The 21,453-nt window shown below is 60.1% G+C and carries 15 protein-coding genes; 10 read left to right on the top strand and 5 right to left on the bottom strand.

From position 1 onward, the window contains the following. Positions 1-346 precede the first annotated feature (346 nt). From OYW20_RS21165 to OYW20_RS21155, 3 genes are all read left to right on the top strand, one after another. Positions 347-1,909, top strand: a complete 1,563-nt coding sequence (locus tag OYW20_RS21165) for an alkaline phosphatase D family protein (protein WP_268797862.1) — start codon at positions 347-349, stop codon at positions 1,907-1,909. Between the two features lie 166 nt (positions 1,910-2,075). After that, positions 2,076-5,177, top strand: coding sequence for an autotransporter domain-containing protein (locus OYW20_RS21160; RefSeq protein ID WP_268797861.1), 3,102 nt, complete (start codon positions 2,076-2,078; stop codon positions 5,175-5,177). 87 nt (positions 5,178-5,264) lie between these two features. Next, positions 5,265-6,206 carry an AEC family transporter gene (locus OYW20_RS21155; protein ID WP_268797860.1) on the top strand — a complete coding sequence of 314 codons (942 nt, stop codon included), beginning with the start codon at positions 5,265-5,267 and terminating at the stop codon, positions 6,204-6,206. 97 nt (positions 6,207-6,303) lie between these two features. Here the strand turns inward: OYW20_RS21155 and OYW20_RS21150 are convergent, their stop codons facing one another. From OYW20_RS21150 to gatC, 5 genes are all read right to left on the bottom strand, one after another. After that, positions 6,304-7,356: a calcium/sodium antiporter gene (locus OYW20_RS21150; protein WP_268801202.1), complete on the bottom strand. Its 1,053-nt coding sequence runs from the start codon at positions 7,354-7,356 to the stop codon at positions 6,304-6,306. A 72-nt stretch (positions 7,357-7,428) separates the two neighbouring features. Continuing rightward, the gene (locus OYW20_RS21145; RefSeq protein ID WP_268797859.1) at positions 7,429-7,812 is read right to left on the bottom strand and encodes a septal ring lytic transglycosylase RlpA family protein; all 384 of its coding nucleotides are present in this window, start codon (positions 7,810-7,812) and stop codon (positions 7,429-7,431) included. A gap of 135 nt (positions 7,813-7,947) precedes the next feature. Next, a complete protein-coding gene (gatB, locus tag OYW20_RS21140; protein ID WP_268797858.1) occupies positions 7,948-9,393 on the bottom strand; it encodes an Asp-tRNA(Asn)/Glu-tRNA(Gln) amidotransferase subunit GatB in 1,446 nt (481 codons plus the stop codon). Between the two features lie 11 nt (positions 9,394-9,404). Beyond that, positions 9,405-10,856, bottom strand: coding sequence for an Asp-tRNA(Asn)/Glu-tRNA(Gln) amidotransferase subunit GatA (gatA, locus tag OYW20_RS21135; protein WP_268797857.1), 1,452 nt, complete (start codon positions 10,854-10,856; stop codon positions 9,405-9,407). A 15-nt stretch (positions 10,857-10,871) separates the two neighbouring features. Continuing rightward, a complete protein-coding gene (gene gatC, locus OYW20_RS21130) occupies positions 10,872-11,159 on the bottom strand; it encodes an Asp-tRNA(Asn)/Glu-tRNA(Gln) amidotransferase subunit GatC (RefSeq protein ID WP_268797856.1) in 288 nt (95 codons plus the stop codon). A 207-nt stretch (positions 11,160-11,366) separates the two neighbouring features. Here gatC and mreB point away from each other — a divergent pair, with 207 nt between their 5' ends. The 7 genes from mreB to OYW20_RS21095 all read left to right on the top strand — a co-directional run bounded on the left by mreB (position 11,367) and on the right by OYW20_RS21095 (position 21,452). Further along, positions 11,367-12,404, top strand: a complete 1,038-nt coding sequence (mreB, locus tag OYW20_RS21125; protein ID WP_020292894.1) for a rod shape-determining protein MreB — start codon at positions 11,367-11,369, stop codon at positions 12,402-12,404. 236 nt (positions 12,405-12,640) lie between these two features. Then, positions 12,641-13,777 (top strand): rod shape-determining protein MreC, encoded by a 1,137-nt coding sequence (gene mreC, locus OYW20_RS21120; RefSeq protein ID WP_268801201.1) that lies wholly within the window; start codon positions 12,641-12,643, stop codon positions 13,775-13,777. Next, positions 13,777-14,268 carry a rod shape-determining protein MreD gene (gene mreD / locus OYW20_RS21115; protein ID WP_268797855.1) on the top strand — a complete coding sequence of 164 codons (492 nt, stop codon included), beginning with the start codon at positions 13,777-13,779 and terminating at the stop codon, positions 14,266-14,268. The genes mreC and mreD overlap by 1 nt, the downstream gene beginning before the upstream one ends. A gap of 196 nt (positions 14,269-14,464) precedes the next feature. Next, positions 14,465-15,076 (top strand): Maf family protein, encoded by a 612-nt coding sequence (locus OYW20_RS21110; RefSeq protein ID WP_268797854.1) that lies wholly within the window; start codon positions 14,465-14,467, stop codon positions 15,074-15,076. Then, positions 15,073-16,530, top strand: coding sequence for a ribonuclease G (gene rng, locus OYW20_RS21105; RefSeq protein WP_268797853.1), 1,458 nt, complete (start codon positions 15,073-15,075; stop codon positions 16,528-16,530). The genes OYW20_RS21110 and rng overlap by 4 nt, the downstream gene beginning before the upstream one ends. A gap of 188 nt (positions 16,531-16,718) precedes the next feature. Further along, positions 16,719-20,534, top strand: a complete 3,816-nt coding sequence (locus OYW20_RS21100) for a YhdP family protein (RefSeq protein ID WP_268797852.1) — start codon at positions 16,719-16,721, stop codon at positions 20,532-20,534. A gap of 66 nt (positions 20,535-20,600) precedes the next feature. Beyond that, positions 20,601-21,452 (top strand): carbon-nitrogen hydrolase family protein, encoded by an 852-nt coding sequence (locus OYW20_RS21095; RefSeq protein WP_268797851.1) that lies wholly within the window; start codon positions 20,601-20,603, stop codon positions 21,450-21,452. Position 21,453 lies beyond the last annotated feature (1 nt).

Here is a 21,453-nt window from a genome sequence, read left to right as displayed (position 1 = left end):
TATGGCCCATGGTCGATGTTCAGCTTCTGCCGAAGGCGTGGGAGTCCGGCTTGCCGACGATGGGGTGCGCAGCGGCCCTGAAATCTACGGGTGCGGTGTGTTCAGATAACCGCAGCGCCTGCTTTGCGACCGCTGCGCGATCGTTCGCGGGACAAGCCGCGCTCCTACGGCCTTCGGCCAGAATCTAAAGCGAACCGCGCCCCCGAACCGCGAACCGCGAGCAAAGAACAAACAGCAACGAACAACGAACAACGAACAACGAACGGTGAGCCGTTAGCGGCTGTCACATTCAGCCAACATTGCGCTGTTAGGTTTTCTCTTTTGTGACTCGCTTGAGGGGATTCCCATGACTCAGTTCGACCTGACTCGTCGCCGCATTATCCAAGTCGCCGGTGCGGGCCTTTTGCTGCCAGGCCTGGCGCCGGCGGTCATCGCCTCGGTCAAGGATCGGCCGAAAATGACCGACGGCGTGCAGTCCGGAGATCTGCAAGGTGACCGGGCGATGGTCTGGAGTCGCAGCGACCGGCCCTCGCGCATGGTCGTCGAGTGGGACACCCGCAGCGTGTTCAACAACCCGCGCCGCAGCGTTTCGCTACTGGCCGACCAACGTACCGACTTCACCGCCCGCGTGGAGCTCACCGGCTTGCCCTCCGATCAAGCCATCTTCTACCGCGTGTTCTTCGAGGACGCTCAAACCGGCGTCGCCAGCGAGCCCTGGTTTGGGCATCTGCGCAGCGTGCCGCAGACGAAGCGCGATATCCGTTTCGTCTGGAGTGGCGATACGGTCGGCCAGGGCTTCGGTATCAATCCGGACATCGGCGGCATGCGCATCTATGAAGCCATGCGTCTGCGTCTGCCCGATTTCTTTATCCACAGTGGCGACACCATTTACGCCGACGGCCCGGTGCCCGCCGAAATCGTCACTGAAAATGGTCGGGTCTGGCGCAACATCACCACAGAAGCCAAGAGCAAAGTCGCCGAGACACTGGACGAATATCGCGGCGCCTATCGTTACAACCTGCTGGACGAAAACCTGCGCCGCTTCAACGCTGAGGTGCCGCAGATCTGGCAATGGGACGACCACGAAGTCTGCAATAACTGGTCGCCCACCAAGCAGCTCGATGAGCGCTACAAAGAGAAGGACATTCTCAAGTTGGCGGCGCGTGGACGGCAGGCGTTTCTTGAGTACGCCCCCATGCGTTTGCAGACTGCCGACAACGGCGGCAGGGTTTATCGCAAGCTGAGCTACGGTCCGATGCTCGATGTGTTCGTGCTCGACATGCGCAGTTATCGCGATGGTAACGATGCAAACCTTGCAGACAAGCCTGGCCCGACCACAGCGTTTCTCGGGCGTGAGCAACTGGACTGGCTCAAGCGCGAACTCGCGGCGTCCGGTGCGCAGTGGAAAATTATCGCCGCCGACATGCCGATTGGCCTGGGCGTACCGGACGGCGAGGTCAGCCCCGGTGTCGCGCGTTGGGAGGCCATCGCCAACGGTGACAACGGTGCGGCCAAAGGCCGAGAGCTGGAAGTTGCCGAGCTGCTGGGTCACTTGCGCGCCCAGAAGATCAAGGACTGTGTGTGGCTGACCGCCGACGTGCATTACTGCGCGGCGCATCACTACCAGCCGGACCTGGCGGTGTTCCAGGATTTCGATCCGTTCTGGGAATTCGTCGCCGGGCCGCTTAATGCCGGGACGTTTGGGCCCAACGTGCTGGACAAGACGTTCGGCCCGGAACTGGTGTTTCAGAAAGCCCCCACCGCGCAGAACATGTCGCCGTTTGCGGGTTACCAGTTTTTCGGGGAGGTGAATATCGACGGTCAGACGTCCGAGCTGACCGTGACCCTGCGCGATCTGGACGGCGTTTCGGTGTTCGAGAAAAAACTGGTGCCTGCCGCGCTGACTTGAGGCAGCCCGGCAATCACCAATCACCAATCACCCATCACCAAGCGCCCGGACACCGGCTCCGGGCGTGCCCAGCTCATCACCATAAATATGTCACGGCTGATACATTTCCCTGTAGGAACCGCTTGTTAGCGTCGGCGCTTTATTTGAATCAAGCGAAGGGTTCTTCATGCCGTGCACTAAGCAAGCTCCCCGGGTCATCGTGTCAACGCTGGTACTTTCACTCCTTGCGCTGTCAGTCCAGGCCGCAAGCCGCGCAGGGGATGACACGATCAATGGTGTCGATCTGCTTTCCGGGTTCGACACTTTGTGGACGACGGGCGCCACCTGGGACACGGGCACCCCGACAGCGCTGGGCCAAAGCCTGCTTCGACGCAATTTGCAGTTGGTGGTCGACCGTGCCAACTCGCGAACCCTGGCACAAGAAACCGCCGCTTACTTTGATGACCGTCGTGACCAGAGTTACAGCGTCATCAGCGGCCTCGGCTCGTTGAGCACTGCGTATAAGGCAGGCTCCGGTGCTTTCACCACCATCACCGCGTTTGACGACAGCAACAAAACCACCAAATACGATGACAAGGGCAACGGTGCGGGCAGCTCCACATCGGCGCTGGGCAAAGTTGTCGACCTGGTGGGCGCTGTGCGCAACGACGCATCGACCACACCGGCCAAATCGCACTATCTGTATCCGCGTCCGTGGCGGCAGAGCCTGGACGGCCAGAGTCTTGCGTTCGTCGTGCAACCCTCACTGCGCCCGGCCGAAAGCACTACGCCCGCCAGCGATTCCGGGTTCCCGAGCGGCCACACCAACGCTGCGTATCTGTCCTCCATCGCCTTGGCCTACGCCATTCCCGAGCGTTTCAGCGAACTGCTGCTGCGCGCTTCCGAGGTCGGAGACAACCGCATCGAGGCGGGCATGCATTCGCCATTTGACGTAATAGGCGGGCGAATCACGGCCACCTACTTCGCCATCGATAACCTGTCCAATCCAGCCAATGCGCAACTGCGTGCCGATGCCCGCGCTCAGTCGCTGGCGTACTTCACCGCGCAGTGCGGGGGCGATATCAACAACTGCATGGCGAGCATCGATCCGGCCACCGACCGCACCTCTCAGCATGCCCAGGACAAAGCCCTCTTCACCTCGCGCATGACCTATGGATTCGACCCGGTGGGGCCGACCAATCTTGCCCCTGTGGTGCCGGTCAATGCCGAAGTGTTGCTGGAGACCCGATTCCCGTACCTGGATGCCAGTCAGCGCCGCGAGATTCTGGCGACCACTGAAATCTCGTCGGGTTACGCGGTGATCGATCAGTCCGGTGGTTATGGCCGTTTGAATCTGTACGCAGCGGGTGACGGTTACGCGGCGTTCAATTCCACGGTCTCGGTCAACATGAACGCCGCCCTTGGCGGTTACAACGCCGTGGATGCATGGCGTAACGACATCGGCGGCAGCGGTGGGCTGATCAAGAACGGCACCGGCAACCTGATCCTTACGGGCAACAACAGCTATTCCGGTGGCACGGTGATCAACGGCGGCAGCCTCACCGGCCATGCCAAGGCGTTCGGCAGCGGTGCGATCAACGACAACGCCACGTTGATACTCGACCAATCCACAAACGATACTTTCAGCAATGCCCTGAGCGGCACCGGCGCGCTGATCAAACGCGGCGCCGGGTCGCTGAGCCTGACGAGCGACAGCAGTTTTTCCGGACCGACCACGGTGCAAGCCGGTCGATTGGCGGTCAATGGCAACCTCGGCAACTCCGTTGTCAGCGTCCAGCAAGGGGCGACGCTGGGCGGCAATGGCACGGTTGGCGGTATCAATGTCGCGCAGGGCGGTGTGGTTGCACCGGGGAATTCGGTGGGGCAGTTGAACGTCAACGGTGACGTAAGCCTCGCTCAAGGTGCGGTCTATCAGGTGGAATCCGATGCCTCGGGCAATGCCGACCGAATCGTTGCCACGGGCCGCGCAACGGTTAATAACAGCACGATTTCGCTGGTGCAAAACGGCACCTGGCTCGCGGCAAGCCGTTATTCGATTCTCTCGGCGGCCGGTGGCGTAACCGGCGCATTCGCGCCCGTGCAATCGAACTTCGTGTTTCTCACCCCGACGCTCAACTACACCGCAACGGATGTCGGGCTGACGCTCGACCGCAATGCGCAAACCTTCGCCAGCGTGGCGACCACGAACAATGCCCGGGCTGTGGCGCAAGGTCTGGACAGCGCAGGAACAGGCAACGCGTTGTGGAGGCAAGTGGTGCAGCAGGATGCGGCTACCGCACAAGCGACTTTCAGTGGCCTGTCCAATGAACTGCATGCCTCGACTCAATCAGCGCTGATCGAAGACAGCCGTCTGGTGCGCAATGCCGTGAACGATCGCTTGCAGCAGGCGCAATCATCCCCGGCAAACGGCGGCGCGACGCAAACCCTTGCCGGCGATGCGTCGCGGGGCGTTGTGTGGTCGCAGGTTCTGGGGGCAACCGGCAGAACAGACAGCAGCGGCGATATTGCCGGGCTAGACACGCATACCAGCGGGCTGGTGTTCGGTGCTGATGTGCCGCTGGATGACACCTGGAGAGTCGGCGCTTTGGCCGGGTTCAGCCACAGCAGTTTCGATCTGCGGCATGCGTCGGGGTCTTCCGACAGCGACAACTATCACGTGGGCGTCTACGGCGGTGCGAAATGGGGTCAGTTGGGCTTGCGTCTTGGGGCGGTACGCACCTGGCATGAGTTGACGGCCAAGCGTTCGCTTGATTTGCCTGGGTCTTCCGAGCGGCTCAAAGAGGACTACCGTGCAGCGACCAATCAGGTGTTCGGTGAACTGGGTTACACCATTGAGCTGGGCAACAATGCGCAGCTCGAACCGTTCGCCAATCTGGCGCATGTGCGGCTGGACACCGACGCATTTGATGAAAGCAGCAACGTGATCAGCCTGGAAAACAAGTCTCAGGAAAATCATGTCACGTTCAGCACCCTGGGCCTGCGTGCCGCTACCCGCCTGAGTGTGGGGAGCGTTGACGTCAAACCCAATGCCACGCTGGGCTGGCGCCGCGCCTTTGGCGATGTCACGCCTGAGAGCCGTGCTGCATTCAGTGGCGGCGACACGTTTGCACTGTCCGGCGCGCCCATTGCCAGAAACGCCGCCGTGCTGGGCGCAGGTGTGGATCTTGGGCTCAGCGACACGCTCAGCGTAGGCGTGAGCTACGACGGTCAGGTGGGCAGCAACACCTCGGATCAGGCGCTAAATGCGCGCGTGACATTGGCGTTCTGACCGAGGCTGGCGAAAATTCCCTGTCATACAACCGTCCGTGCTGGCCTATCATTAGCCACCTAACGACGGGACAGGGTTTTGACGGGCATGCTGGCTATTTTTTTAGAAACCCTGAACATCACAGCGCCAGTGTTCGCCATGTTGTTCATGGGTGTCCTGCTCAAACGCGTTGGCTGGATCAACGACAGCTTCATCCACACAGCGTCGGCACTGGTGTTCAACTGCACCATGCCGGCGTTGCTGTTTCTGGGCATCATCCACGCTGATTTACACGCCGCCCTCAAGCCTGGTGTGTTGATCTATTTCATCATCGCGACGGTGGTGGGGTTTGCCATTGCCTGGGGCTGGGCGATCTACCGCGTGCCCTTCGCCGAGCGCGGCATTTATACCCAAGGCGCGTTTCGCGGTAACAACGGCGTCATTGGGCTGGCGCTGGCTGCCAGCATGTACGGCGATTACGGCATTTCGCTGGGGGCCATTCTCGCGGCGCTGGTCATCCTGTTTTACAACACGCTCTCTACCGTGGTCCTGGCGGTGTACAGCCCGGTGATCAAGTCTGATCCGTGGAGCATCTTCAAAAGCGTGATGGCTAACCCGCTGATTCTCAGCATCGTGGTGGCGACGCCGTTCGCCTATTTCCAGATCCCGATTCCCAAGTGGCTTGATACGTCCGGTAGCTATCTGGCGCAGATGACGCTGCCGCTGGCGTTGATGTGCATTGGCGGGACGCTGTCACTCAAATCCCTGCGTGAGAGCGGCGGTCTGGTGATCAGCGCCAGCCTGATGAAGATGGTCTGGCTGCCGATGATCTGCACCTTCGGCGCGTGGTTGCTGGGTTTTCGAGGGGCGGAGCTGGGGATTTTGTTCCTGTACTTCGGGGCGCCGACAGCGTCCGCCAGTTACGTGATGGTCCGTGCGGCCAATGGCAATCATGAGCTGGCTGCGGCGATCATCGTCATGACCACGCTGGCTGCGGCCGTGACCACCAACATCGGGATCTTCATCCTGCAGTGGGGCGGCTGGATTTAACGGCAATCTGTGGAGCCAACTTGTTGGCGAGGCGGATAACCCGGTGTTTCTGGTCCAACGCCTCGCGAACAGGTTCGCTCCTACAGGGTAGGGGTGTTCAATGCTGTCGTCGCCAGGCGCGAACGGTGTTGAAGGCAATGCCGAGCGCAAGCACTGGCAATGCGTAGTGAATCATCAGCCGTTCCAGCCTGTCCGCCAGAGGCATGCCGGTGGTGAACGACACAATGTGCAGCCCGTAAATTACGTACAACACCAGCATCAACAAGCCTTCCACGCGTGTCAGTCGATAGCCCGAATAGAACAACGGCAGGGTCAGGACCGCCGCCGTGAGCATCACCGGAAAATCGAAATCCAGCGCATTGGGTGAGATCGACAGCGGCTCCGGGCTGATCAATGCGGTCGCGCCCAGCACTCCGAGCAGATTGAAGAGATTGCTGCCAATCACGTTACCCACCGCAATGTCTCGCTCACCCCGCAGGGCGGCAACCAGCGACGTCATCAACGCCGGCAGCGAGGTGGCGATGCCGATCACCGTCAGCCCGATTACCCGCTCCGACAGCCCCAGGTCCTGAGCGATCACGGTGGCGGCGCTGACCAGAAAGTGGCTGCCGTAGATCATCAGCACCAAGCCGCCAATCATCATCGCCACGCGCCCGATCAGTGGGCGCACTTTGCTTTGTGACGGCGTTACGGCGGGGCTGGCGCGGCGGGTGCCGTGGGCGAATTGGCGCAGCACCACCACCAGGTAAGCGCCCAGCGCGACCAGCAGAATGACGCCGTCCAACCCGCTGAGTACGCCGTTCCAGGCCAGTGCCGTGACCAGTGCGGTGGCGGCAATCATCAATGGAATATCGACCCGGACCAGTTGCCGGGCAACGCGCAGCGGGATGATCAACGCACAAAGCCCCAGCGTGACCAGCACGTTGAAAATGTTGCTGCCCACCACGCTGCCCACCGCGATATCGCCGCTGCTGGAGAGTGCGGCCTGCAGGCCGACGGCCATTTGTGGCGCGCTGCTGCCCAGCGCCACGACGGTCAGGCCAAGGAACAGCGGGCGGGTCTGGAGAATGGCGGCCAGGCCCACGGCGCCGCGTACGGACAGTTCGGCGCCGATGATGAGGAGCAGCAAGCCGCCGATCAGCTCAATCAGATTGGGCAGCGGCAGTGTCGATAATTCGAGAATTCAGGGCACCTGCGGTGTTGTCAGTGGAATGGGTTCAGATCAGTCGTCCAGCGCCTGCACGCGAACCTTGGCTGTGCCGCTGCGCAGCATACCCAATTGTTCGGCGGCTGCGCGTGACACATCGATCAGGCGCCCGCGAGTGTGCGGGCCGCGATCGTTGATACGCACTACGACCGTTCTGTCGTTGCTCAGGTTGGTGACCTGCACACGCGTACCGAAGGGCAATTGTCGATGGGCTGCGGTGTAGCTGTTTTGATCGAAACGTTCGCCGCTGGCCGTGCGTTTGCCCTGGTGCTGCGCACCGTAGTAGGACGCGCCGCCGGTGGCGTTGTAACCGTGAGGATCGATGATGCCTTCGCTGGCGCATCCGGGCAGCAACAAGATCGAGGAGAGCAGTGCGCAAGCGCCGAGAGGCCGCAGCATGAGTACAAGTCCGGTTGGGTGTCGGTAGACAGGTAAGAGCGCGCTTGCCCGCGATTGCGTCATGTCAGCCATGAATGTACTGACTTCAAGACTGCCTTCGTGGGCACGCGCGCTCCTACAGATCAGGCGTTGGGCTTAACCTTCCAGCTTGCTCTTCAACACTTCGTTGACTTGCTGCGGGTTGGCTTTGCCTTTAGACGCTTTCATCGCCTGACCGACGAAAAACCCGAACATCTTGCCGCGTTTGGCTTCGTCTGCCGCACGATACTGCTCGACCTGTTCTGCGTTGGCCGCCAGCACTTCGTCGAGCATCGACTCGATGGCGCCGCTGTCGGTGACTTGCTTGAGGCCGCGCTTCTCGATCACTTCATCAGCGCTGCCTTCGCCATTGGCCATGGCCTCGAACACCATCTTCGCAATCTTGCCGGAAATGGTGTTGTCGGTGATGCGCAGCAACATGCCGCCCAGTTGCTCGGAACTGACCGGAGAATCATCGATCTCGACGCCTTGCTTGTTCAGCAACGAACCCAGTTCAACCATGACCCAGTTGGCCGCCAGCTTGGCGTCGCCGCCGATGGCGACCACCTTCTCGAAGAAGTCCGCTTGCTCGCGGCTCGACGCCAGCACGCTGGCATCGTAGGCGGACAGTCCGAATTGCGACTGGAAACGCTCGCGTTTTTGCGGAGGCAACTCCGGCAATGTGGCGCGTACCTGATGGAGGAACGAGTCCTCTATGATCACTGGCAACAGGTCAGGATCAGGGAAGTAACGGTAATCGTTGGCTTCCTCTTTGCTGCGCATGGCGCGGGTTTCGTCTTTGGCCGGATCGTACAGGCGGGTCTGCTGAATGACTCGGCCGCCGTCTTCGATCAGCTCGATCTGACGCTGGATTTCGCTGTTGATCGCCTTCTCGATGAAGCGGAACGAGTTGACGTTCTTGATCTCGCAGCGGGTGCCGTACTCAACCTGACCTTTGGGGCGGATCGAGACGTTGCAGTCGCAACGCAGCGAACCTTCGGCCATGTTGCCGTCGCAGATGCCCAGGTAGCGCACCAGCGCGTGCATGGCTTTGACGTACGCCACCGCTTCCTTGGCCGAACGCATGTCCGGCTCGGACACGATTTCCAGCAACGGTGTGCCAGCGCGGTTCAGGTCAATACCGGTCATGCCGCTGAAGTCTTCGTGCAGGCTTTTTCCCGCGTCTTCTTCAAGGTGCGCACGGGTCACGCCGATACGTTTGACCGTGCCGTCTTCCAGTGTGATGTCCAGGTGGCCCTTGCCGACAATAGGCAGCTCCATCTGGCTGATCTGGTAGCCCTTCGGCAGGTCGGGGTAGAAGTAGTTCTTGCGAGCGAACACGTTGTGCTGACCGATCTCGGCATCAATGGCAAGGCCGAACTTGACCGCCATCTGTACCGCTTCTTTGTTCAGCACCGGCAGCGAACCCGGCATGCCCAGGTCAACCAGACTGGCCTGAGTGTTGGGCTCTGAACCGAATGTGGTGGAGCTACCGGAGAAAATCTTCGATTGGGTGGTGAGCTGGGTATGAATCTCCAGCCCGATCACGACTTCCCATTGCATGTGTTTTCTCCTTAGAAACCGGCCGGCGAGCGAGTGTGCCAATCAGTGACCTGTTGGTATTGGTGGGCAACATTCAACAGGCGGCCTTCCTGGAAATACGGTGCCAGCAACTGCACACCCACCGGCAGACCGTCGGCGAAACCGGCGGGCATGGACAAGCCCGGCAAGCCCGCGAGGTTGGCGGTGATGGTGTAGAAGTCTTCCAGATACGCAGAAATCGGGTCGTTGTTCTTGGCGCCGATTTTCCAGGCGGGGTTAGGCGTGGTCGGACCGAGGATCACATCGACTTCAGCGAAGGCGCTCATGAAGTCGTTCTTGATCAGGCGACGGATTTTCTGCGCTTGCAGGTAGTACGCATCGTAATAACCTGCCGACAGGGCATAGGCGCCGACCATGATCCGGCGTTGCACTTCAGGGCCAAAGCCCTCGGCGCGGGAACGCTTGTACAGATCGGTCAGGTCTTTGGGGTCTTCGCAGCGATAGCCAAAACGCACGCCGTCAAAACGCGACAGGTTGGAAGACGCCTCAGCCGGGGCGATCACGTAATACGCCGGGATCGCGTGCTGAAGGTTGGGCAGGCTGACGTCCTTGACCACGGCGCCGAGCTTCTTCAGCTCTTCGACGCTGGCCATGACCAGGTCAGCGATGCGCGGATCGAGACCTGCGCTGAAGTACTCCTTCGGCACGCCGATGCGCAGACCTTGCAGCGAGCCATTGAGGCTCGCGGCGTAATCGGGTACGGGTTCGTCGATGCTGGTGGAATCGTTGGCGTCGAAGCCGGCCATGCCTTGCAGCAACAGGGCGCAGTCTTCGGCGGTGCGGGCCATTGGGCCTGCCTGATCGAGACTGGACGCGTAGGCGATCATGCCCCAGCGTGAAACCCGACCGTAAGTCGGCTTCAGGCCGGTCAGGTTGGTCAGCGCTGCTGGCTGGCGGATGGAGCCGCCGGTGTCAGTGCCGGTTGCGCCCGGCAGCAGGCGTGCTGCCACGGCTGCCGCCGAGCCGCCCGACGAGCCGCCCGGAACGTGTTCGAGGTTCCACGGGTTTTTCACTGCGCCGTAATGGCTGGACTCGTTGGCCGAGCCCATGGCGAATTCGTCCATGTTGGTTTTGCCCAGCGTCACCGTTCCGGCTGCGGCCAGTTTTGCGACCACGGTGGCGTCGTAGGGCGCCTTGAAATTGTCGAGCATCTTCGATCCGCAACTGGTGCGAATGCCTTTGGTGCAGAACAAGTCTTTGTGCGCCAGCGGAATGCCGAGCAAGGGGCTATTCTCTCCTGCGGCACGACGGGCGTCGGCAGCCTGAGCCTGAGTGATGGCCAAGTCTTCGGTGAGGGAAATGAAGCTGTTGATCTGCGGGTCCAGCTGGGCAATACGCGTCAGCAGGGTGCGGGTCAATTCTTCGGCAGAAAACGTTTTATCGGCCAGCCCGCGAGCGAGTTCGGCCACTGTCATTTGATGCATTGAAGGCACATTCCCTTAGTCGATGACTTTCGGAACCAGATAAAGGCCGTCTTGGACCGCTGGTGCGATGGCTTGATACGTGTCACGGTGGTTGCTCTCGGTGACTGCGTCTTCACGCAGGCGCTGGGAGGCTTCAAGCGGGTGCGCAAGGGGTTCGATACCGGTGGTGTCGACCGCTTGCATCTGGTCGACCAGCCCTAGAATGCTGTTAAGTGCCTCGGTAGTACGCGGTATATCGGCGTCATTCAGGCCCAGTCGAGCAAGATGAGCGATTTTTTCCACGTCGGAGCGATCAAGCGCCATGGGGTTCTCCAGTGGAATGCGTAGGGCATGCGCCGTACGTCAGATTGCGGAACACTACACGCTTTAAACGGTCATAAGGCCGCTAACGTCCAGGGTAGTGCTCGGAAAAACAGCCAATTTAACATATTGGCTCCTTGCCCAAAATCCCTGTCGTTGTTAGAGTTTGCCGCACTTTTTTACCCACGCGTTCCCTAGGGTCCCTTTCCCATGTTCAAGAAACTGCGTGGCATGTTTTCCAGCGATCTTTCCATCGACCTGGGCACTGCCAACACCCTTATTTACGTGCGTGAGCGCGGTATTGTCCTGAATGAGCCATCGGTTGTGGCCATTCGGACCCACGGAAATCAGAAGAGCGTTGTTGCTGTCGGGATGGAAGCCAAGCGTATGCTGGGCCGTACCCCGGGTAACATTGCCGCCATTCGTCCGATGAAGGACGGCGTGATCGCCGACTTCAGTGTGTGCGAAAAGATGCTCCAGTATTTCATCAACAAAGTTCACGAAAACAGCTTCCTGCAGCCCAGCCCGCGTGTGTTGATTTGCGTACCGTGCAAATCCACCCAGGTTGAGCGTCGTGCCATTCGCGAGTCGGCACTGGGTGCAGGCGCTCGTGAAGTATTCCTGATCGAAGAGCCAATGGCCGCCGCAATCGGCGCCGGTCTTCCTGTCGAAGAGGCGCGTGGCTCGATGGTCGTCGACATCGGCGGCGGCACCACTGAAATTGCTCTGATCTCCCTGAATGGCGTGGTTTACGCAGAATCCGTACGAGTAGGCGGCGACCGTTTCGATGAAGCGATCATCACTTATGTACGTCGTAACTACGGCAGCCTCATCGGTGAATCCACCGCCGAACGCATCAAGCAGGAAATCGGCACCGCCTATCCAGGTGGCGAAGTACGTGAAGTCGACGTACGTGGCCGTAACCTTGCAGAAGGCGTTCCACGTGCATTTACCCTGAACTCCAACGAAGTGCTGGAAGCGTTGCAGGAATCCCTGGCAACCATCGTTCAGGCCGTTAAAAGCGCGCTGGAGCAATCCCCGCCCGAGTTGGCTTCGGACATCGCCGAGCGTGGCCTGGTGCTGACAGGTGGCGGCGCATTGCTGCGTGACCTCGATAAGCTGCTGGCTCAGGAAACCGGTCTGCCGGTGATCGTCGCCGAAGACCCGCTGACCTGTGTTGCTCGTGGTGGCGGCCGTGCGCTGGAGATGATGGACAAACACACCATGGACCTGCTCTCCAGCGAATAAGCTGCGGGAGTTTTACCCATGATGAACCCGACAGGCGGCACCCACGGTGTTGCCTGTGTGTTCGTTGTGTAGACGTCACCCCGTGGCGTTCAAAGTCTGTCAGTCTGTACTTCCGTCAATCTGCCCCGGGGCGGTTTCATGTCGCATGAATAACCACAGCCAATTGAAGCGTATTCCGTCGAACGCATGCCTGGAAGGAGCGGCCTATTAAACCGCTTTTCTCAAAAGGCCCGTCTCTGGGCGTTCGCCTGCTGGTGCTGGTCGTGTTGTCCGTTGCGGTCATGGTCGTGGACGCGCGTTTCACCTTGCTCAAGCCTGTACGCAGTCAGATGTCGCTGGTGCTGATGCAGTCCTACTGGATTGCCGATCTGCCGGAGCGCCTTTATCAGGGCGTTGCCAGCCAGTTTGGCAGCCGTACGGAACTCGCCGCCGAAAACGAAAAACTCAAGACCGAAAACCTGCTCCTGCAAGGACGCCTGCAAAAGCTGGCGGCCCTGACGGAGCAGAACGTGCGTCTGCGCGAATTGCTCAACTCCTCTGCGTTGGTCAACGAAAAGGTCGAAGTGGCCGAGTTGATCGGCATGGACCCGAATCCGTTCACCCATCGCATCATCATCAACAAAGGTGAGCGCGACGGCGTGGTTCTGGGGCAACCGGTGCTCGATGCGCGTGGCTTGATGGGGCAGGTCGTTGAACTGATGCCTTACACTTCGCGCGTGTTGTTGCTCACAGACACCACTCACAGCATTCCGGTTCAGGTGAACCGCAACGGCTTGCGGGCGATTGCCAGCGGTACCGGTAACCCCGAGCGGCTGGAACTGCGCCACGTAGCTGACACCGCTGACATCAAGGAAGGCGATCTATTGGTCAGCTCTGGCCTGGGTCAGCGCTTCCCGGCTGGTTATCCGGTGGCCACGGTGAAGGAAGTGATTCACGACTCCGGCCAGCCATTTGCGATCGTGCGGGCTGTGCCGACTGCCGCACTGAATCGCAGTCGATATTTGTTACTTGTGTTCTCTGACGGCCGTTCCCCTGAGGAGCGCGCTGCCGACGCCGCTCAGCAGCAGGAGTCGCTGGACCGCCAGACCGCTGATCCTGCGGGCGTGCCTTCGGCGACGTTGCCTGCCACGCCAGCGTCAACGGCGGCCCCGGCCAAGCCTGCGGCCACTCATGCAACGCCTGGACCGAGCACTTCAACGGCGCAGCCTGCGGCAGCAACGCCTGCTAAAACACAGACCACCAAGCCCGTCGCGAAGCCGCCTGCTAAACCTGCAACGGGCACTGCGCCAGCGACAACGGCGCCATCCACGTCAAGGTCTGCGCCAGCTACACCAAGGTCTGCGCCTGAAACGCCACGGCAGAGGGAAGAATAATGGCTCGTCATGCCCCCCCGAGAAACGGCTGGGTGGTCTGGTTGACCTTCGCCATCGGCCTGTTGTTGAGCGTTTCACCGCTGCCGCAGTTCATGGAAATCTTCCGTCCGCTGTGGCTTGCGCTGCTGTTGGCGTTCTGGGCGCTGGCCCTGCCGCACAAGGTCGGCATGGTCACTGCCTGGATGCTCGGCCTGGCTGAAGACGTGCTCTATGGCACCTTGCTCGGCCAGAACGCGCTGATTCTGACGCTGATTACGTTCCTGGTGCTGTCCCTGCAACAGCGTTTGCGCATGTTCCCGATGTGGCAGCAGTGCCTGGTGATTCTGGTGATTTTCGGTCTGGCCCAACTGGTCCAGCTCTGGCTCAGCGCGCTTACCGGTAACCGCCAGCCGACGCTTGCACTCGTTTTACCGGCTTTGGTCAGCGCGTTGTTGTGGCCGTGGGTAAGCTATGGTTTGCGCGGGTTGCGCACGCGATTGAAGATAAATTGAGTATGTGAGGCCACCGGGTGCTGGCTTGGTGGGAGGGAGCTTGCTCGCGATGCTTTGGCCCGGCTAAACATATGCCGGAAGCAGAGAGACTTTCGCGAGCAAGCTCCCTCCCACAAAGAAATGCAACGGCAGAAAGCTCGCTCGCGCCCTACCGCGTAAGCAGTCCAAGCTGAAATCACTGACACGGAGACGTCCCATGCCCCAACTTCACCTGGCCTCTGGCTCCCCTCGTCGGCGCGAATTGCTCTCCCAGATCGGCGTGACGTTCACCACGCTTGCTGCTGATATTGACGAAACCCCGCTTCAAAACGAATCTCCAACTGATTACGTCGCGCGTCTGGCGCGCGGCAAAGCCGATGCTGGCCTGCTGTCGCTGGCCAATGACTCAGGTTACCCAACCGCCTGCGTGCTGGGTGCAGACACCGCTGTGGTTCTCGATGGCCGAATTCTGGGCAAGCCGGTGGACGAAGCCGACGCGTTGGCGATGCTTGCCGCGTTGTCGAACCGCGAACACGAGGTGCTTACCGCCGTTGCGGTGGTTGATCAACAGCGCTGCGAGACGCGCACGGTCAGCAGTCGCGTCAGGTTTCGCGCAGTGTCTGCCGAAGAAGCACGCGCTTACTGGGCCAGCGGCGAGCCGCAAGACAAGGCCGGCAGTTATGCGATTCAGGGGTTGGCCGCTATTTTCGTCGAGAGTCTCAATGGCAGCTATTCCGCAGTCGTTGGTTTGCCACTGTGCGAAACCGCAGAAATCCTCCAGCGTTTCGGCATACCCTGTTGGCAATGCATGGAAGGTAACCCGTCATGAGTGAAGAGATTCTGATCAACATCACGCCGATGGAGTCGCGCGTGGCGGTTGTCGAAAATGGTGTTCTGCAGGAAGTCCACGTCGAGCGCACCCAGCGTCGCGGGATCGTCGGCAATATTTACAAAGGCAAAGTTGTACGTGTGTTGCCGGGTATGCAGGCAGCGTTCATTGACATCGGCCTGGACCGCGCCGCGTTCATTCATGCATCGGAAATATCCATGCGTGAAGGCCCGGCGGTCGAAGGCATTGCTTCGTTGGTGCATGACGGTCAAAGCCTTGTGGTGCAAGTCACCAAAGACCCGATTGGCAGCAAAGGTGCACGTCTTACCACTCAGCTATCGATCCCCTCGCGCTATCTGGTGTACATGCCCCGCACGGCGCACGTGGGCATTTCCCTCAAGATTGAGGATGAGGCCGAACGCGAGCGCTTGAAGAAGGTGGTCAGCGATTGCGTGGTGCAAGAAGGCATCAAGGAGAAGGGCGGTTTTATCCTGCGCACGGCGGCTGAAGGTGCAGGCGCTGATGAAATCCTGATGGACATCCGCTACCTGCGCAGGCTCTGGGATCAGATTGGCGAACAGATCAAAACCATCGGTGCGCCCAGCGTCATTTACGAAGACCTCGGCCTTGCACTGCGTACCTTGCGTGATCTCGTCAGCCCGAGGATCGAGAAGATTCGCATCGATTCGCGTGAGACATTTCAAAAGACCACGCAATTTGTTGCCGAACTGATGCCAGAGATCGCCGACCGTCTCGAGCACTATCCGGGCGAACGGCCAATCTTTGACCTGTATGGCGTCGAAGACGAAATCCAGAAAGCCCTGGAGCGCAAGGTGCCGCTCAAGTCCGGGGGGTATCTGGTGATCGACCCCGCTGAAGCCATGACCACCATTGATGTCAATACTGGTGCGTTCGTCGGTCATCGCAATCTCGAAGAAACCATTTTCAAGACCAACCTGGAAGCCGCCACCGCGATTGCCAGGCAGATGCGCCTGCGCAACATGGGCGGCATCATCATCATCGACTTCATTGACATGGAAGACGCCGAGCATCAGCGGCAGGTTCTGCGCACGCTGGAAAAGCAGCTCGAACGCGACCATGCCAAGACCAACATCATCGGCATTACTGAACTGGGCTTGGTGCAGATGACGCGCAAACGCACCCGCGAAAGCCTTGAGCAGGTGCTGTGTGAGCCATGCAGCAGCTGTCAGGGCCGCGGCAAGCTGAAGACCCCTGAAACCATCTGCTACGAAATTTTCCGTGAGATCCTGCGTGAAGCCCGTGCGTATCAAGCGATAGGTTACCGGGTGTTGGCCAACCAGAAAGTCGTTGATCGGCTGCTCGATGAAGAGTCTGGCAATGTGGCAGAACTTGAAGCGTTCATCGGCCGAACCATTCGTTTCCAGGTTGAAACGATGTATTCGCAGGAACAATACGACGTTGTCCTGCTCTGACTGTGCTTAAGCACGCTCCGCGATGCATGACGAATGACAAAATCAGAAAGTCGAGCCCGAGGGGCCGACGGCATGGATGCCCTTTAAAGAGAATGTTGCGTGGTAAATGAGCACTTCCGGGAAGTACCGACACCTGCACGACTGAGCCGGTTGCTGTTTGCGCTCTGCCTGACGGGAGGCGCGGACACATGGAGCGTCTGACCCGGTTTTTCGCAGCGTTGCTGCGTTGGGGCCTGAGCCTGTGCGCGTTGATCGTGGTGCTGACTGCGCTGTATGTCAGCGTGGGCCGCGAACTGGCGCCGATGGTTGCCGAATACCGCATTGAGGTGCAAAACAAGGCGCAGGCTGCCTTGGGCATGCCGCTCAGCATCGGTCGACTCGAAGGCAGCTGGAGCAGGTTCGTACCTGAGTTCGTAGCCCGCGATGTCATGGTGGGCGAGGGCGCCAGTGCGCTGCGCCTCGATCAGGTGCGTGCGGTGCCTGACCTTTGGGGCAGCCTGATGGCCCGCGAGGTGCGACTGGCCAATATCGAGCTCGACGGCGTGAGCATAGGCCTGAGCGAAGACAAGGATGGGCACTGGTCGCTTGAAGGGCTGCCGATCAGCAACCAGACATCCCTTGAACCCGAGCAAGTACTTACGCAGATGCAAATGGTCTCGCGGCTTTCGGTGTTCGACAGCCAGATTACCCTCCAGCCCTACGCTCAAGCGCCGCTCACCCTCACGTATGTCAGCCTGACACTGAAAACCGGCAGCACACACCAGCGTCTCGATGCCCGACTGACCTTGCCGGACGGCCAGCCGCTCGCGCTGAACGTCAAATCTCGTGTCCAGGCTCAACAATGGCGTGATGGTGAAGCCGATGCCTACTTGAGCCTGCCGCAAAGCGAATGGGCGCAATGGTTGCCGAAAAGCCTGACCCGCGACTGGAAAATCAAAAGCCTCAAAGCTGGCGGCGAGTTGTGGTTGAGCTGGGGCAAGGGCACAGTGCAGAGCGCAGTCGCCCGGCTGAACGCGCCTTTGTTCAAGGGTAATTACGCTGATCGCAAGCCGAGCCAGATCGAGAATCTTGCGCTCAATGCGTGGGCCAAACGCGGCGACAGCGGGCTCACAGTGACACTGGACTCGCTGGCGATGAATCTGGGAAGCAAGCGGTGGGAAAGCCGAATGCAACTGCAGCAGTCGGTGGCAACGTCCGACAGCGAAGAGGTCTGGCAGCTACAGGCGGATCGGCTGGACCTGACGCCGATCACTTCGCTTCTCGACTCGTTGGCGCCTTTGCCTGACAAAGTCATGACCATCGTCGATCATTTGAAAGTCACCGGAGGGCTGCGCAATGCACTGATCGACTACCGCCCGCAGGCCACGGGTGCCAAGCGCCTGAGCTTCGCCGCCAACCTGGATAAAGTTGGCTTTGACGCCTACTTGGGTGCCCCGGCGGCGGGTAACGTCAGCGGCTCGATCACGGGTGACCTCGGTCAGGGCGAGCTGCGGTTGAACACCGACGACTTCATGCTGCATCTGGACCCGATATTCGCCAACCAGTGGCGTTATAAACACGCCGAAGCGCGCTTGAACTATGCAGTGGACGACCAGGGTTTTACCTTGATCGCGCCTTACATCAAGGTGCTGGGCGACGAAGGCAAGATTGCCAGCGACTTTCTGATCCGTCTGAACTTTGATCACACCCAGGAAGACTACATGGACCTGCGCGTGGGCATGGTCGATGGCGACGGGCGCTACACCGCCAAGTATTTGCCGGAAGTGTTGAGCCCTGCGCTCGATGAATGGCTGCGTACAGCGATTCTCGGCGGCAATGTCGATCAAGGGTTTTTCCAGTACCAGGGTTCTATCAACAAGAATGCGTCGGATGTGTCGCGCGTCATCAGCCTGTTCTTCAAAGTGCGCAACGCAACGCTGGCTTTCCAGCCGGGCTGGCCGCAACTGACCGGCGTCGATGGCAACGTGTTCGTGGAGAACAGTGGCGTGCGTGTCCGCGCCTCCAAAGGCCGACTGCTCAATACTCAGGTCAGCAAAGTGTCGGTCGATGTGCCGCACGTTTCGGCAAATCAGCCGAGCCGTTTGTTGGTCGACGGTGACTTTTCCGGTGGGCTCGGCGACGGCGTGAAGATTCTTCAGGAAGCGCCCATCGGCACGGCGCAGACGTTTGCCGGGTGGCAGGGCGATGGGCCGCTGCAGGGGCATATCAACCTCGATATTCCGCTGGTCAAGGGCCAGGAGCCGAAAGTCATCGTTGACTTTAAGACCGACGGCGCGCGGCTCAAGCTCGCAGAACCTTCGCTGGAGCTGACGCAGCTCAAAGGTGAATTCCGTTTCGATTACACCAAAGGGCTGAGCGGCAAGAACATCAAGGCCATCGCGTTCGAAAAACCGGTGACGGCGCAGATTTTCGCCGAAGGCAAGCCGGGGGCGCCTGTGACACGCATCGCCGCCAATAGTCAGATCGGCGTCAAACGCCTCTCTGACTGGCTTGGAGTCACCCAGTCGCTGCCGGTCTCAGGGGATCTGCCTTATCAGTTGCAAGTGACGCTGAACGGAGCCGACAGCCAGTTGCGGGTCAATTCCAACCTCAAAGGCCTGGCGGTCGACCTGCCCGCGCCCTTTGGCAAAGCGGCCGATGAAGAGCGCGAAAGCGACTTCAGCATGAACCTGCAGGGTGCCGAGCGACGCTTGAGTGCCGGCTACGGGAATCTTGCCAACTTCGCGTTCGCAGCCCCCGGTGGCAAGTTCGACGATGGGCGCGGCGAGCTGTTCATCGGCGAAGGCGGGGCGATAGTGCCGGATGCGAAAGGCTTGAGGGTGCGCGGTTCTCTCGACGAGCTGGACGTTGCGCCGTGGCAGGCGATGGTCGCGCGCTACGCGGGCGATGATGCCGGAGACAGTGCAAAACAACTGGTCAATAGCGTGGATTTACAGATCGGCAAACTGACCGTCATGGGTTTAACGCTGAATCAAACCAGCGTTCAACTCAATCGCAACGCTGCTGCCTGGGCGCTGGCGCTGGACAGCTCGCTGATGAAAGGTACGGCCACGTTACCCGACAGCAAGGTCACGCCCATCGACATCAACCTGTTGTACATCCGCTTGCCGGCACCTGACCCGAACGCTGCGGTGGTCGAAAACGCGCCGGATCCGCTGGCTGATGTCGATCCGCACAAGATTCCGTCGATGAACCTCAAGGTCACTCAGGTGTTTCAGGGCGATCAACTGCTGGGCGCATGGTCATTGAAAACCCGCCCGACCGCCAATGGTATGCAGCTAGCCGACATGGACCTGGGCCTCAAAGGCATGTTGCTCAAGGGCAACGGCGGCTGGGAAGGTACGCCGGGTTCTACCAGCAGTTGGTTCAAAGGGCAGGTCACGGGCAAGAACCTGGCCGATATCCTCAAGGCATGGGGTTTCGCGCCCACGGTGACCAGTCAGGAATTCGAGATGAATGCGGACGGTCGCTGGCCGGGTTCGCCAGCGTGGGTGGGTCTCAAACGCTATTCAGGCAGCCTTGATGCCACGTTGCGCAACGGCTCGTTCGTTGAAGTGGAAGGCGGTGCTACGGCGCTGCGTGTGTTCGGCTTGCTCAACTTCAATTCGATTGGTCGCCGTCTGCGCCTGGACTTCTCCGACTTGCTTGGCAAGGGCCTGAGTTACGACCGTGTCAAAGGCCTGCTGGTGGCCAGTGACGGCGTCTATGTCACGCGTGATCCGATCACCATGACTGGCCCCTCTACCAATCTTGAGCTCAACGGCACGCTGGACATGGTCAAAGACCGTGTCGATGCGAAGTTGCTGGTGACGTTACAGGTCACCAATAACCTGCCCATCGCAGCGTTGCTGGTCGGTGCCCCGGCCATTGGCGGGGCGTTGTTTCTGGTCGACAAGCTGCTGGGTGATCGCGTCTCCCGGTTAGCCAGTGTCCAGTACAAAGTCGAAGGCCCGTGGAAAGAGCCGAAGATCACCTTCGATAAACCTTTTGAAAAGCTGCAATAGCCAGACGACATGAGCCTGCGTCCGGTGCTTGGAGTACAGTACCGGTCTATCGAGTGAGGAGTGGTTATGTCCTTTGCCGTGATTCAAATGGTCAGTCAGAGCGATGTTCAGGGCAACCTTGCTCAAGCCCGCCGCCTGCTGGAGCAGGCGGCCGCCTCGGGTGCGAAGCTTGCGGTGCTGCCTGAAAATTTCGCCGCCATGGGCCGGCGCGATGTCGCTGATATCGGCCGCGCCGAGGCGTATGGCGAAGGCCCCATTCTTCCATGGTTGAAACTGGCCGCTCGCGACCTCACGTTATGGATAGTCGCCGGAACATTGCCGCTGCCTCCCGATGATCAGCCCGAGGGCAAAGTCACTGCGTGTTCGCTGTTGGTCGACGAACACGGCCAGACGTTGGCGCGTTACGACAAGCTGCACCTGTTCGATGTGGACGTGGCCGACAGTCGCGGGCGTTACCGAGAGTCCGATGACTATGCCCACGGCAATAGCGTAGTGGTGGTCGACACGCCTGTCGGCAAGCTAGGTCTGACGGTGTGTTACGACCTCCGTTTTCCGGAGTTGTACACCGCGTTGCGGGAGGCGGGTGCCGAGTTGATTACCGCGCCGTCGGCCTTCACTGCTGTGACCGGCGCGGCGCACTGGGAAACCCTGCTGCGTGCGCGTGCCATTGAAACCCAGTGCTACGTACTGGCGGCCGCGCAGGGTGGGGTCCATCAAGGGCCGAGGGAAACATTTGGGCACGCGGCGATCATAGATCCATGGGGCCGCGTGTTGGCCGAGCAGGCACAGGGTGAAGCCGTGCTGCTGGCCCAACGAGACAGTCAAGAACAAGCGTCCATACGGGCGCGGATGCCGGTGTCGAATCACCGGCGATTTTTTTCGCAGGGCGCTGTGCGGCCTGCTAATACCCCGGAGTGAA

It is taken from the genome of Pseudomonas sp. BSw22131 (assembly GCF_026810445.1).
GTDB classification, from domain to species: domain Bacteria; phylum Pseudomonadota; class Gammaproteobacteria; order Pseudomonadales; family Pseudomonadaceae; genus Aquipseudomonas; species Aquipseudomonas huanghezhanensis.
The sequence above is the reverse complement of the archived record's forward strand: the minus strand, read 5'-3'. Positions and strand labels throughout refer to the sequence as shown.